Origin of the sequence: Acidiphilium sp. C61, assembly GCF_905116885.1 — a bacterium.
Taxonomy (GTDB): domain Bacteria; phylum Pseudomonadota; class Alphaproteobacteria; order Acetobacterales; family Acetobacteraceae; genus Acidiphilium.
The window spans coordinates 829,432-842,525 of the sequence record NZ_CAJHNI010000005.1 but is presented as its reverse complement, the minus strand read 5'-3'; the positions used below and the strand labels follow the sequence as shown (position 1 = coordinate 842,525).

The window sequence follows — 13,094 nt, the reverse complement described above, 5'->3', positions numbered from 1 at the left end:
TCAGATGGTTCCATCTGATCCGGTGATGCTCTAGTGTCCTGCCCGGCATCGAACCACGCGCCGATTGCGCGTGGGGTGCCCTGCCGGCCGAAGGAGACGCGATGAAGCCGCTTGGCTATTCCATCGTCAACCGCTTCGATCCCGACGCCCTGTTCGCGCCGAAATCCGTGCTGCTCTCGGGGGCAGGGACGGCGTTGGGCGAGGCTTTGGGCAACGCGCTGGCGGCAGGCGGCTTTCCCGGCCGGATCGTGCGTCCCGGCGAGGATGAGGGCGGTGTCGATCTCGCCCTGATCGCCGATCCCCCGGAAGCGGTTCCCGGAATCATCGCCGGCCTTGCCGGCCGCGTCCGCGGCGCGGCGGTGGTCTATGCCGCGGTCGAAGGGCTGCGCGAGATCGCGCTCGCTGCCAGGGTACGGGTCATCGGCCCGCGCTCGTTCGGCATCGCCGCGCCCGCCGCGCGGCTCAACGCGTTGCGCAGCCACATGCCGCCCCCGCCCGGCCGCGTCGCGCTGCTCGGCCAGTCCCCGGCGCTGGCGCGCGCGGTGATCGACTGGGCGGCGCCCAACGGCATCGGCTTTTCCCATGTCGTCGGCATCGGCGGCAATGCGGATATCGGCTTCGGCCGGGTGCTGGATCATCTCGCGCGCGACCCCGGTACCGGCCCGATCCTGATGGAAATCGCCGGGCTGCGCGACCCGCGGCTGTTCCTCTCGGCCGCCCGCGCGGCGGCACGCCTGCGCCCGATCGTCGCCATCGTTCCCGGCGCGCGACTCGATGATCCGAGCGGCATCGCGCTGGCCGGGTTCGAGGCCGCGCTGCGCCGCGCCGGCGTGCTGCTCACCACCAGCCTTGGCGAGTTCCTCGCCGCCGCCGAAACCCTTACCCGCGCCCGTCCCGCCCAGGGCGAGCGCCTCGCCATTCTCGGCAATAGCGAGGGCGCCTGCCGCCTTGCCGCCGACACGGCGCTCGCCGCCAGCATCGAGCTTGCCGTGCTGTCGGACGAAACCCGCCGGGTTCTTGGCCTGCTGCTGGGCGACCTGCCGCCTGCCTCTGGCCCGATCGCCCTGCCGGATACGCCCGGCACCCGCCTTGCCGATGTCGCGGCCATGCTCGCCGCGGCGCCCGAGGTGGGGGGCGTGCTCGTGATCCATGCCCCGTCCGGCCCGGAGGACGATGCCGCGATCGCCGGGCTGATCGCCTGTTCCGGCAGCATCAGGGCGCCGCTGCTGGCTGCCGTGCTCGGCGAGACCACCGCCGCCCCGCAGCGCCGCCGCCTGGCCGAGGCCGGGGTGGCCGCTTTCGCCACGCCGGAACGCGCGGTCGAAGGGTTCGGCGACCTGCTCCGCCACGCCGCCATCCGCGCTGCCGCCCGCGAGTTGCCGCCCTCCGCGGTGCTCGATGTCGCCCCCGACCGCACGGCCGTCCACGCCGCCTTGTCCCTCGCCCGCAATGGCGGCCGCACCGCCCTGCCGCAGGATGCGTGTTTCGCCATCCTGCGCGCCTATGGGATCGAAACCGCCGAAACCCGCATCGTCGACACGGCCGAGGATGTGGCGGCGGCGGCCTCGTCGCTCGGCTTTCCGGTGGTGGTAAAGGTCTCCCACCCCGATCTGGCGCAGCGTCGCCCCGAGGGCAGCGTCTCGCTCGACCTGCCGGACGCCGCCTCCGCCGCGGCCGCGGCCGCGCTGATCACCGCCCGCCTGCGCCGCCGGGGCGATTTCCCCGAGGGCGCGCGCTTCCTCGTCCAGCACCAGCTGCCGCGTGCGCGCGAACTGCGCATCCTGGTCGGCGAGCAGCCCTTTGTCGGCCCCACCATCGGCTTCGGCCCCGGCGGCGGCGATGCCACCGACGCCTCGCGCCTTGCTTTCGATCTCCCGCCGCTCAACCTGAAGCTCGCCGAGGGGCTGATCCGCCGCGCCGGCGGCAACGCGCTGCTCCGTCCCGCCCGCGGCATCGACGAGGCGGACCGCGCCGCAGTCGCCGGCACCCTCGTCCGCATCAGCCAGCTCGTGGTCGACTGGCCGGAAATCGAGCGCCTCGACATCGATCCGCTCTTCGCCACCGGCGCGGGAGTGGTGGCGGCCAATGTCCGGATCACCCTGCACGCGCCCGGCGAGCGGCGCGCGAAATTGCCGATCACCCCCTATCCCGCCCATCTCGCCCATACGCTGACGCTGAAGGGGCGGGTGTTCCAGATCCGCCCGATCCGCCCGGAAGACGCCGCCGCCCATCAGCGCCTGTTCACCCGCCTCGCGCCGGAGGATGTCCGCTTCCGCTTCTTCTCTGCCGTCCGCCAGCTCGCGCCCGAGCAGGTGGTGCGTCTCACCGAGGTCGATTACGGCCGTGAACTCGCCCTGATCGCGGTCGAGACCGCGACCGCCGAGACGGTCGGCGTCGCCCGCCTTGTCCGCTCCGATACCGACGGCACCGAGGGCGAATTCGCCATCCTCGTCGAGAGTGGCGCGAAGGGTGTCGGTCTCGGCTCGGTGCTGATGGGCGACCTGATCGACTGGGCGCGCGACGAGGGGGTGATCGACATGGTTGGCCAGGTCCTGGCCGACAACCACCCGATGCTCGCCTTCATCCGCCATCTCGGCTTCTCGATCGCCCATATTCCGGGCGAGGAGGATGTCGTGGAAGCAAGGCTGCGCCTCACCTGAGCGGGCGGGCTTGCCGCGCGCGCGGCGATCGCGTTGATAGAGATCATGAGCGATATCGCCCGCCCGTCATCGCCGGTCTCCAGCTTCCTGTCGCGTCCGAACGCCCCGGTCATCGTGCTGCTTGCGGTGACCGTGATCTGGGGCTGGACGTTCCTGCTTACCCGCCTGTCGCTGCCCTATATCGGCCCCTATGCCTTTGTCGGCTGGCGTTTCGGCGTCGCCGCACTCGCCGTCGTTCTGGTGACCCGCCCGCACCCGGCGAGCTTCACCCGGAGGGAGATCACGAGCGGCGTTACTATCGGCCTGATCCTCTTCCTCGGCTATGGCTTGCAGGCGGACGGGTTGCGCACCGTGGCGAGCGGCGAATCCGCCTTTCTCACCGCGCTCTACGTGCCGATGGTCCCGCTGCTCGAATTCCTGATCTTCCGCCGCCGCCCCGGCCTGTTCGCGCTCGCCGGCCTCGCGCTCGCCTTCGCCGGCCTCGTCCTCGTCTCGGGCATGACCGGCCTGTCGTTCGCCTTCGACCGCGGCCAGTGGCTCACCTTGGGCGGCGCGCTGGGGGCGGCACTCGAAATCGTGCTGATCGGCCACAGCGCCCTCACCGCCGATCCGCGCCGCATCGCCATTGTGCAGCTTGCCACCGTCAGCGTCATCTCCTTCGCCGTCGAGGCGGTGCGCGGCGGCATCATGATCACGACCCACGCCTTTCCCTTCGCGGCGATGACCGGCATGGGCCTCGCCACCGCCTTCGTCCTGGTCGCGCAGAACTGGGCGCAGCGCAGCATCCCCGCGAACCGCGCCACGTTGATCTACACGCTGGAGCCGGTCTGGGCCGGGCTTGTGGGTGCTGCCTTTGGCGAGATCTTCGCTTCCGCCCAGGTTCTCGGCGGCGTGCTGATCATCGCCAGCGTCGTGCTCAGCCAGTGGAAATCCTGAATCGGGCTCCGCAAAACGCAACAACCCGGCGCCACGCGGCGCCGGGTTTTCGGTTGACGATCCAGCTCTATCCTGTTGGTTGTCAAAGCATCTTTATCCGATCAGATATTTCCATCTGATCGGATGATGCTTCAGAGCACGTTCCGATCCATCCGGATCGGATGTCGTGCTCTGTCTTTTGGTTTATTAGAGCATCTTTATCCGATCAGATGTTTCCATCTGATCGGATGATGCTCTAACGCGTCGGCGTCGGCGGGTTGGTCGAATAGTCGTAGAAGCCGCGCCCGGTCTTGCGGCCGAGCCAGCCGGCCTCGACATAGTTCACCAGCAGCGGGCAGGGGCGATACTTGTCCTCGCCCAGCCCCGCATGCAGCACCCGCATCACCTCCAGCGCCACGTCGAGCCCGACGAGGTCGCACAGCGTCAGCGGTCCCATCGGGTGCCCGGCGCCGAGTTTCATGCCGTTGTCGATCGACACCACGTCGCCGATCCCCTCGTGCAGCGCGAACACCGCCTCGTTGAGCATCGGCACCAGGATGCGGTTGACGATGAAGCCCGGCATGTCCTGTGCCGCGATGGTGATCTTGCCCATCCGCTTCGCCAGGTCCTCGACCGCGGCAACCGTCGCATCCGAGGTCTCCAGCCCGCGTATCACCTCGACGAGCTTCATCATCGGCACCGGGTTGAAGAAATGCATGCCGACGAACCGCTCCGCCATCCCCGAGGCCCGGCCGAGCTTGGTGATCGAGATCGACGAGGTGTTGGAGGCGAGAATCGCGTGCGGTGCGAGATGCGGGATCACCTGCGCATAGACCGCGCGCTTGATCTCCTCGCGCTCCGGCACCGCCTCGATCACCATGTCGCATGCCGCAAAGGCGTCATGCGTCGTCATCGGCGAGACGCGGGCGAGGGCTGCCGCCTCGGACGCGGCGTCGATCGTGCCTTTCTGCACCTGGCGCTCGAGGTTCTTCCGCATGGTCGCCATGCTCTTCTCCAGCACCGCCTGCGCGGTGTCGACGAGCACGACATCGAGCCCGGACAGGGCGGCGACATGCGCGATGCCGTTGCCCATCGCGCCCGCGCCGAGCACGCCGAGAGTCCTGATCTCCATCTGCATTTCCTTCCGATCGAAACAGAGGCCGGGCTAGCCTTTACGGCCGCCCGGCGCCTTGATGTCGCTCAAGCCCGCAGGGCTCAGCCGAGTTCCTTCTGCAACTCCGGCAGCAGGGTGAACAGGTCGCCCACCAGGCCGTAATCGGCGACCTGGAAGATCGGCGCGTCCTCGTCCTTGTTGATCGCGACGATCACCTTGGAATCCTTCATCCCAGCGAGATGCTGGATCGCGCCGGAAATGCCGACCGCCATGTAGAGATCCGGTGCCACGATCTTGCCGGTCTGCCCCACCTGGTAATCGTTCGGCACGAACCCGGCATCGACCGCCGCGCGCGAGGCGCCGACCGCGGCCCCCAGCCGGTCGGCGACCGGGTCGAGCAGCTTGCCGAAATTCTCGCCGTTCTGCATGCCGCGGCCGCCGGAAATCACGATCCGTGCCGCCGTCAGCTCCGGCCGCTCGCTCTTCGAAAGCTCGGCGCCGACGAAGCTCGATCCACCGGAATCCACCCCGGCCTCGATCGTCTCGATCGTCGCCGTCCCGCCTTCGGCCGGGGCCGGATCGAAGCTCGCCGCGCGCACGGTGATCAGCTTCTTCGCATCGGCGGATTTCACCGTCGCCATCGCGTTGCCGGCATAGATCGGGCGGACGAAGGTGTCGGCATCCACTACCCCGGCGATGTCGCTGATCGGCTGCACGTCGAGCAGGGCTGCGGCGCGGGGCATCACGTTCTTGCCGGTCGCGGTCGAGGCGGCAAGAACATGCGTGTAATTGCCGGCAAGTTTCACGATCAGGTCGGCCAGCGGCTCGGCCAGGGCGTGCGCCAGCGCCTTGCTGTCGGCGACCAGAACCTTGTCCACCCCGGCGATCGCGGCGGCTTCCTTCGCTGCGCCAGCCACGCCGTCGCCGGCAACCAGGGCATGCACCGTGCCGAGCTTCGCCGCCGCCGCAACCGCGCTGCGCGCCGGCTGCTTCACGTGTGCGCCGTCGTGCTCGATGAGAACCAGAACCTCTGCCATGATCAGATCACCTTCGCTTCGTTGCGCAGTTTCTCGACGAGCTCGGCCACCGAGCCGACCTTGACCCCGGCCTTGCGCTGCGGCGGCTCGGCCACTTTCAGCGTGGTCAGCCGCGGCGCCGGGTCGACGCCCAGATCTTCCGGCTTCACCGTCTCGATCGGTTTCTTGCGCGCTTTCATGATGTTCGGCAGCGAGGCGTAGCGCGGCTCGTTCAGCCGCAGATCCGCCGTCACCACCGCCGGCAGCTTCAGCGCGACCGTCTCCAGCCCGCCATCCACTTCGCGCGTCACCGTCACGGTGCCGTCGGCGATCGCGACCTTGCTGGCGAAAGTGCCCTGCGGCCAGCCGAGCAGGGCGGCGAGCATCTGGCCGGTGGCGTTCATGTCGTCGTCGATCGCCTGCTTGCCCATGATCACAAGATCGGTCTGCTCGCGCGCGACCAGCGCCTTGAGCATCTTCGCCACCGCCAGCGGTTGCAGCTCGGCCTCGGTCTCGACCAGGATGCCCCGGTCCGCCCCCATCGCCAGCGCCGTGCGGATCGTTTCCTGGCAGGCGCTCACGCCCATCGACACCGCGACGATCTCGGTTGCCACGCCCTTTTCCTTGAGCCGCACCGCTTCCTCGACCGCGATTTCATCGAACGGGTTCATCGACATCTTCACGCCCGCGAGTTCGACCCCGCTGCCATCCGATTTCACGCGGACCTTCACATTGTAATCAACCACACGCTTCACAGGCACCAGCAGCTTCATGGTCACTCCACAGGTTTGGCGTTTCGCGTCGCTGTTCTTTGCTGGATGATCTATGGGGCGTCGTTCGGCAAGTCAATCTTTGCGGATGCTTCCTGACGTTTGCGTCAAGGTTTTTGGCCCGGTTCCGGCGGCCCGATGCCGAACAGGTCGCGGATGAAACCTGGCGCCAGCGCCGAGACCGGGTTGACCATCACCCGCGGCGATCCGAACGGCCCGGCCACGGTGTAGCGCGCGGCGAACAGCCCGCCGCCTTTCTCCGGGCTGAACAGACGGCCGATCAGCGGAATCCGACCGGGCAGGGTGTTGAGTGCATAGGCGGGCACGATCGTGCCGGAGAGGTCGTAGTGCTTCCGCCCGAGATCGATTTGCCCCGTGGCGGTGAACCCGAGCGAGGGCGACCACGCCCGCGCCCCGCCGAGCGTCACGACCTGCCCGGCCATGGTGAACGGCGCGACCAGCCGGGTGAAGGCAAGTCCCGGCCCGGAGGTCGCCGCCGGCATGCCATAAATGGTCAGCGCCTGCAGCACTTTCGCGATCACCGGCGCCTCGGTCAGCCGGAAATCGCCGATGCCGAGGCGCCCTTTCATCATGCCGCCCTGCCGCGTCGCATCGAATGTCAGCGTGCCGTTCCTCACCCCGCTCGTGATGCCCGCCTCCGCGAGCAGCGCGCCGGCATCCGGCGCATCGAGCCGGAGTCGCGCCCCCCCTGGGCTGCGGTGATAGCTCAGCCGCGCGCGTCGCTGGGGCGCCTGTTCGAGCGTCGCGTCCAGCCCTGCGAGTCGCGCGCCGTTCCCCGTCGCGGCAATCTCCGCCGCCCCCGCTACCGGGGCCGGTGCGGCATGCAGGCGCAGATGGGCGAATCGCGCGCGCAGCTGCCAGGCCGGGCCGGGCGATGCGGGGCGAGATGCCGGGCGCGGAGCTTGGGCAGGGGGCGCGGCACCGGTGCCCGGCTGCGCGCGGGCGCGGGCGATCAGCCCGGCCAGATCGAGTGTGCCGCCGGCCAGCGAAACCCGCCACGGGCGGCCGGGGGCTGCCGGCGGCGTCAGCGTGCCGCTGGCCTGCAACGGGCCGAGCCGCGCCGCCTCGATGGCCAGGCGACCGGCCTGTCGCACCCCGTCGAACCGCAGGCCGGGTGCCGAAACATGCGCCGATTCCAGCCCGGCGAATGCGCCGCCGCCGAGCCCGATCCGCAGCGTCGCCCGGCCGGGCTGCCCCGCTGCCTTGCGCCAGCCGAAGCCGGGTGCGGCAAGAGTCGTGCCGGTCAGGTCGGCGCCGATATCCAGCACGCCGCCGCTTGCCCCGTCGCGATAGGTCACGGTGAGCGGCGCCGCCCCCGCCCGCCAGGCCGCAACCGGCAGGCCGAGTTGCGCCAGCGCATGCCGCGTGGCGTCGGCCTGCGCGACCAGCGTAAGCTGCCCGCCCGGCAGCGCCATGGACGCGGTGAAGCGCGTCGCGGTCGCCGCCACGCTTCCGCTGCCATGCAGCGCCAGATGGTGCGGATCGACCTCCAGTGCCGCGCTGCCGCCATCGAGCGCGAGCCCGGCGAAGGGCAGGGGCAGATGCAGCGCCGTGAGCCCCGCCGTTGCCCGGATCGTGATGTCCGAGAGGGCGAGCCGGCGGATCAGCGGCACCTTCGCCTCGATCCGCGCCGCCACCCGCCCGCTCGCCAGGTCCAGCCGCAATCGGCCGGTCTTCAGCCTGAGCGGCGGGCCGTGCAGCAGGGCCAGCGCATCGGCGAGCCCGCCGGCCGCATGGGCGTCGATGATCGCCGTCTGGTCGTGCCGGCTGAGCGTGGTGATCCGCATGTGTCCGCGCAGCGCAAGGCCGCCGAGCTGGCCCGCCGTCGCGTCGATGTCGAGCGCGTCATCGGCGGTGAAATGCAGCGTCCCGGCCAGCCCCGTCATCGGCGGCGCGCCGTGGAACCAGTCGAGCCGCACATTGCGCGCGGTGAAGCTGCCGGTTGCCGCCCCCGGTGCGAGCGCGCCGGTCGCGAGATCGAACATGGCGTGGAACCGCCCGTCCTGCGCCACCCCGGCGGTGATGTGCCGGGTGACATAGCGCCGCGCATCCTCCAGCAGGCCGGGCGGCCAGTCGCGGGGCAGGTCCGTGGCCTGGACCCGGTCGATCGCCGCATCGAGCGTGGTGGGCAGGGCGCCGCGCAGCGCGATCCGCCCATGCAGTCGCGCCACCGGTCCGGTCGCGCCGCTTGCCCCGGCAAGGCCGATCCGCGCATCCGTCAGCCGGACCGCATCCCGCGTGGCCACCGCGTGGGCCTGCAGACCGGTGAGCGGCAGCTGCCCGGTTCCCGCCGCGATGCTCCCGCGTCCCGCGCTGACGCCGAGATCGAGTTCCGGCGTCCGGAACTGCCCGACCGGCCACGAGGCCGCGACCATGACCGGCAGATCGACCGCTGCGAACGGGGAGCCGCGCCGGATCAGCCGCGCCGGGTCGAACGGCCCGAGCAGCGCCGTCACCCAACCCTTGCCGGCCTCGCCGACGATCGTCATCACCAGCGGGATCGTCGTGCCGCCATTGCGGAAATCGGCCCGCGCGGTGCCGCTCATCCGCCCGCCCGGGCGGCGGGTGAAGACCAGCGCGCCGTCGTTCGCCGCAAGGCCTGGCAGCGCGCCCGCCGCCTCGATGGCGACATGCGCGCCGGTGATGCGGATGCGCCGCAGCCCGGCGAGGTCGAGACGGCCCGTCCGCGGCGATTGCGAAATCAGCGTCAGCAGCGCCCCGACCGCGACCGGCGGCGCTGCCAGCCCGGCCGGCTTCTGCAAGGCGGGGCGGAACACGATGGCGGGTTCGTGGGCGGCGATGCTGATCGGCGCGATCGCGCCGCGGATCAGCGCCGCAAGGCCGAGCCGGACCCGCAGCGTCGAGATCCGCGCCTTGACCGCCCCCGAGCGGTTGCGGATGACGATGTCGGCAAGGCGTAGGTCGATCGGCGCGCCGCCGCGCCGGAATCCTTCCCAGGCCAGGCCGGCGCCCCCCACCGTGACGGTCAGTCCCGGCTCGGCGGCATTCACCGCCGCGCCGATCCGCGCGGCGAGCGGCGGCAGGTCCACCGGCCCCTGGCCCAGCCGCCAGGCCGCGACCCCCAGCAGCAGCAGCGCGACCAGCGCCAACGTCCCCGCCAGCCGCGCGCCGTGATGGCCGACATGCCCGGCGACCCGCCCGGCTTGACGCAGCCGCCGCCTCATCGAACACTCCGGAACGCATGAACGAATTCCTGGCGCCGGCTCCCGGATTTCCGCCCCCCGCCGATACGCGCGCCGCCGCGTCGTTCGTCGCGGATTTCGTCGCCATCGGCCCCGCCGCGCGGCGCTTCGCCGATGCGGCACCTGGTCGTGCCCTGCTCGACTGTCTCGGCGGCAATGCGCCGCATCTCGCCCATCTCGCCCTGCGCGAGCCCGACATTCCGCCGCGCGTGCTCGCCGAGGGTGCCGGCCCGGTGATGGAAGAGGCGCTGGCCCTGCTGCGCGATGCCGATCCGCTCGCCACCCGCGCCGCGATCGGCCGCACCCTGCGGCAGGCCAAGCGCCGTGCCGCACTGGCCATCGCGCTGGCCGACCTGTCCGGGGCCTGGAGCGTCGAGCAGGTCACCGCCGCCCTGTCCGACCTCGCGGATGCCAGCATCGGCCTCGCCCTGCGCCATCTGCTGCGTCACCTGCACGCGCGCGGCACCATCAGCCTGCCCGATCCGGCCGATCCCGAACGGGGAAGCCGCTTCGCCGTGCTCGGCATGGGCAAGCTCGGCGCGCGCGAGTTGAACTATTCGAGCGATATCGACCTCGTGCTGCTGTTCGATCCTTCATCTTCCGTTTACCGGGACGATTCGCAATCCGCCATGGCGCGTCTCGCGCGCGATCTCGTTCCGCTGCTCACCGAGCGCGATGCGGATGGCATGGTCTTCCGCGTCGATCTGCGCCTGCGCCCCGACCCCGCCGCCACCCCGCCGGTGGTCAGCCTCGCCGCCGCGCTCAGCTACTATGAAAGCCAGGGCCGCACCTGGGAGCGCGCCGCGTTTTCCAAGGCAAGGCCGGTCGCCGGCGACCGCGCGTTCGGCGCGTCCTTCCTCGAGCAGATCCGCCCGTTCATCTGGCGCCGCAATCTCGATTTTGCCGCTGTCGCCGAAATCCACGGGATGAAGCGGCGGATCGATCAGCGCCGGCGCGACGCCCCGGGCCGCATCGCCGGGCGCGACGTCAAGCTCGGCCGCGGCGGCATCCGCGAGATCGAATTCATCGTGCAGACGCTGGAACTGGTCTGGGGCGGGCACGAGCCGGCGCTGCGCATCCCGGCGACGCTGCCGGCCCTGCGCGCGCTCGCCACCGCCGGCCACCTGCCGCGCGCCGCCGCGCGCGACCTCGCCGCCGCCTATCGCGCGCTCCGCCAGGTCGAGCACCGGCTGCAGATGGTCGATGACCGCCAGACCCACACCCTGCCCGAGACCGAGGCCGGCCTCGCCCGTTTCGCGACCTTCATGAACATGCCGGACGCCGCGCGGTTTGCCGCATGGCTCGATGCGCTCTGCGAGACCGTGAACGCCCTCTTCGCCGATTTCTTCGACGCCGATCCGGGCCGCAACGAGGATGCAGCACCCGATCCCGGCGAGTCCGGCGCTGCCCCCGCCGCCTTCGCCGAGCAGGCGCGCGGGCTGGGCTTCGCCGATCCGCAACATCTCGCGGTCAGGCTTCGTCTCTGGCGCAACGGCACGCTGCCGGCGCTGCGTACCGCCCGCGCCCGCGAACTGCTCGATTCCATCCTGCCCGCGCTGCTGCGCGCCCTCGGCCGCCAGCCCGACCCCGATCTCGCCTTCCGCCGGTTCGACCGGATGCTGGAACGCCAGAGTGCCGGCGTCAGCCTGCTCTCGCTGTTCCAGCACAACCCGGCACTGCTCGACCGGCTGGCGACCGTCCTCGGCGCCGCCCCGCCGCTCGCCGATCATCTCGCCAGCCATCCCGGCGCGCTCGATGCGCTGCTCGCCCCGGTCGCCCGCTTTACCCGCCCCGGCCCGGCACTGCGCCGCCTGCTGCGTGACGCCGCCGATCTCGAAACCGCGCTCGACACGCTGCGCCGCTTCGTCCGGCGCGAGGAATTCCACCTCGCGGTCGCAACGCTGGAGCGCCGGATCAGCGCCGACCAGGCATCGCTCTGGCGCACCGACCTCGCCGATGCCGCGCTGGTCGCGCTGCTGCCGCGGGTGATGGCCGATTTCGCCGCCCGCCACGGCCGGGTGCGGGGCGGGCGCTTCGCCATCGTCGCCCTCGGGCGGGTCGGCGCGCGCGAGATGCAGCCCGGCTCCGATCTCGACCTGATGCTGATCTACGACCATCCCCCCGAAGCCGCCGCTGCCCGGCTGCCGCCCAGCCAGTATTTCCTGCGCCTCGCCCATGCGCTGGTCGCCGCCATCACCGCGCCCGGCGCCGAGGGGGCGATCTATGCGGTTGACATGCGGCTGCGCCCGTCCGGCAACAAGGGGCCGGTCGCCGTCTCCCGCGCCGCCTTCCGCCGCTACCATGCCGAGGAAGCCTGGACGTGGGAACGCCTCGCGCTGACCCGCGCGCGCGTGCTCGCCGCCACCCGCGGTTTCGCGCCGGTGGTCGATGCCGAGTTCCGCGCCGCCCTCGCGCGCGACATCCCGCCCGCGACCACCCGCGCCGACACGGTGGCGATGCGCGCCCGCCTCGCGCGCGACGCCCCGCCCGCCGGCCCGTTCGACCTCAAGCACCGCGAAGGTGGCATGATGGAACTCGGCTTCATCGCCGAGGCGTTGCAACTCGTCCATTTCCGCGGCGCGCCCGCGCGGTTCCGCCAGCGCACCGCCGAGGCGCTGGCTGAACTCGAAGCCTGTGGCGCGCTCGACCCCGAAGAGGCCAGCGCGCTCGCGGCAGCCGATCGCTGGTATCGCGCCGTGCAGGCCATGCGCCGCATCACCGGCCTCGCCGATCCCCGCCCGGAGTCGCCGCAATCCGCCCTTGCCCCCATTCTCGCCGCCGCCGGTGCGCTTGATTTCGACGGGATCATCGCCACGATGGAGGCGCAGGCCGCCTTCGTCCGCACGTCCTTCGTGCGCCATCTCGGCGATCCGCGCGGCATCACCAATCCACGAGGAGACACAGCATGAGCGTTGCCGAAGGCGACCACGCGCCGGATTTCACCCTGCCCGCGACCGGCGGGCGCACCGTTTCGCTTGCCGGCTACAAGGGCCGGCCCTTCATCCTGTATTTCTATCCGAAGGCCGACACCCCCGGCTGCACCAAGGAGGCCTGCGCCTTCCAGGAGGCGCTGCCGGCACTCGGCGGCATCGGGATCGACGTCATCGGCGTCTCCAAGGACAAGATGCCGGCGCTGGAGAAATTCGCCGCCAAGTACAATCTCGCTTTTCCGCTTGCCTCGGATGAATCCGGCGCCGTGGTCGAGGCCTTCGGCGCCTGGGTCGAGAAATCGATGTATGGCCGCAAATACATGGGGATCGACCGTTCGACCTTCCTGGTCGGGGCGGATGGCCGCATCGCGAAGGCGTGGCACGGCGTCAAGGTGCCCGGCCACGCCAAGGCAGTGACGGAGGCCGCCGCCGCACTTCAGAAGGCATGATCCAGCCCGGCGGGGC

8 protein-coding genes are annotated in these 13,094 nt (G+C 71.0%); 4 read left to right on the top strand and 4 right to left on the bottom strand.

Annotation, left to right across the window (positions count from 1 at the left end; genetic code table 11):
• Positions 1 to 101 precede the first annotated feature (101 nt).
• Positions 102 to 2,660, top strand: coding sequence for a bifunctional acetyl coenzyme A synthetase (ADP forming), alpha domain/GNAT family N-acetyltransferase (locus HUW10_RS06790; protein ID WP_174502803.1), 2,559 nt, complete (start codon positions 102 to 104; stop codon positions 2,658 to 2,660).
• A 45-nt stretch (positions 2,661 to 2,705) separates the two neighbouring features.
• Positions 2,706 to 3,596, top strand: a complete 891-nt coding sequence (locus HUW10_RS06785; RefSeq protein ID WP_236656261.1) for a DMT family transporter — start codon at positions 2,706 to 2,708, stop codon at positions 3,594 to 3,596.
• A gap of 235 nt (positions 3,597 to 3,831) precedes the next feature.
• On the opposite strand, the gene HUW10_RS06780 is transcribed toward HUW10_RS06785, so the two are convergent.
• The 4 genes from HUW10_RS06780 to HUW10_RS06765 all read right to left on the bottom strand — a co-directional run bounded on the left by HUW10_RS06780 (position 3,832) and on the right by HUW10_RS06765 (position 9,681).
• Positions 3,832 to 4,707, bottom strand: a complete 876-nt coding sequence (locus HUW10_RS06780) for a 3-hydroxybutyryl-CoA dehydrogenase (protein ID WP_174502802.1) — start codon at positions 4,705 to 4,707, stop codon at positions 3,832 to 3,834.
• A gap of 83 nt (positions 4,708 to 4,790) precedes the next feature.
• Entirely contained in the window at positions 4,791 to 5,726 is a 936-nt protein-coding gene (locus HUW10_RS06775) for an FAD-binding protein (protein ID WP_174502801.1), read from the bottom strand.
• A gap of 2 nt (positions 5,727 to 5,728) precedes the next feature.
• Complete coding sequence (locus HUW10_RS06770; protein WP_174502800.1) at positions 5,729 to 6,478, bottom strand: electron transfer flavoprotein subunit beta/FixA family protein; 750 nt, start codon at positions 6,476 to 6,478, stop codon at positions 5,729 to 5,731.
• 104 nt (positions 6,479 to 6,582) lie between these two features.
• Positions 6,583 to 9,681 carry an AsmA-like C-terminal region-containing protein gene (locus tag HUW10_RS06765; RefSeq protein ID WP_174502799.1) on the bottom strand — a complete coding sequence of 1,033 codons (3,099 nt, stop codon included), beginning with the start codon at positions 9,679 to 9,681 and terminating at the stop codon, positions 6,583 to 6,585.
• Positions 9,682 to 9,698: 17 nt separating this feature from the next.
• Here HUW10_RS06765 and HUW10_RS06760 point away from each other — a divergent pair, with 17 nt between their 5' ends.
• Both HUW10_RS06760 and HUW10_RS06755 read left to right on the top strand, forming a co-directional pair.
• Complete coding sequence (locus tag HUW10_RS06760; protein ID WP_174502798.1) at positions 9,699 to 12,608, top strand: bifunctional [glutamine synthetase] adenylyltransferase/[glutamine synthetase]-adenylyl-L-tyrosine phosphorylase; 2,910 nt, start codon at positions 9,699 to 9,701, stop codon at positions 12,606 to 12,608.
• On the top strand, positions 12,605 to 13,078 hold the full coding sequence (locus tag HUW10_RS06755; RefSeq protein ID WP_174502797.1) for a peroxiredoxin: 474 nt from the start codon (positions 12,605 to 12,607) through the stop codon (positions 13,076 to 13,078). Before HUW10_RS06760 ends, HUW10_RS06755 begins: the two co-directional genes overlap by 4 nt.
• Positions 13,079 to 13,094 lie beyond the last annotated feature (16 nt).

Bases quoted from the DNA above. Each gene is read 5' to 3' on its own strand.
- HUW10_RS06790 (WP_174502803.1), top strand. From the start codon at position 102: ATGAAGCCGCTTGGCTATTCCATCGTCAACCGCTTCGATCCCGACGCC.
- HUW10_RS06785 (WP_236656261.1), top strand. From the start codon at position 2,706: ATGAGCGATATCGCCCGCCCGTCATCGCCGGTCTCCAGCTTCCTGTCG.
- HUW10_RS06780 (WP_174502802.1), bottom strand. From the start codon at position 4,707: ATGGAGATCAGGACTCTCGGCGTGCTCGGCGCGGGCGCGATGGGCAAC.
- HUW10_RS06775 (WP_174502801.1), bottom strand. From the start codon at position 5,726: ATGGCAGAGGTTCTGGTTCTCATCGAGCACGACGGCGCACACGTGAAG.
- HUW10_RS06770 (WP_174502800.1), bottom strand. From the start codon at position 6,478: ATGAAGCTGCTGGTGCCTGTGAAGCGTGTGGTTGATTACAATGTGAAG.
- HUW10_RS06765 (WP_174502799.1), bottom strand. From the start codon at position 9,681: ATGAGGCGGCGGCTGCGTCAAGCCGGGCGGGTCGCCGGGCATGTCGGC.
- HUW10_RS06760 (WP_174502798.1), top strand. From the start codon at position 9,699: ATGAACGAATTCCTGGCGCCGGCTCCCGGATTTCCGCCCCCCGCCGAT.
- HUW10_RS06755 (WP_174502797.1), top strand. From the start codon at position 12,605: ATGAGCGTTGCCGAAGGCGACCACGCGCCGGATTTCACCCTGCCCGCG.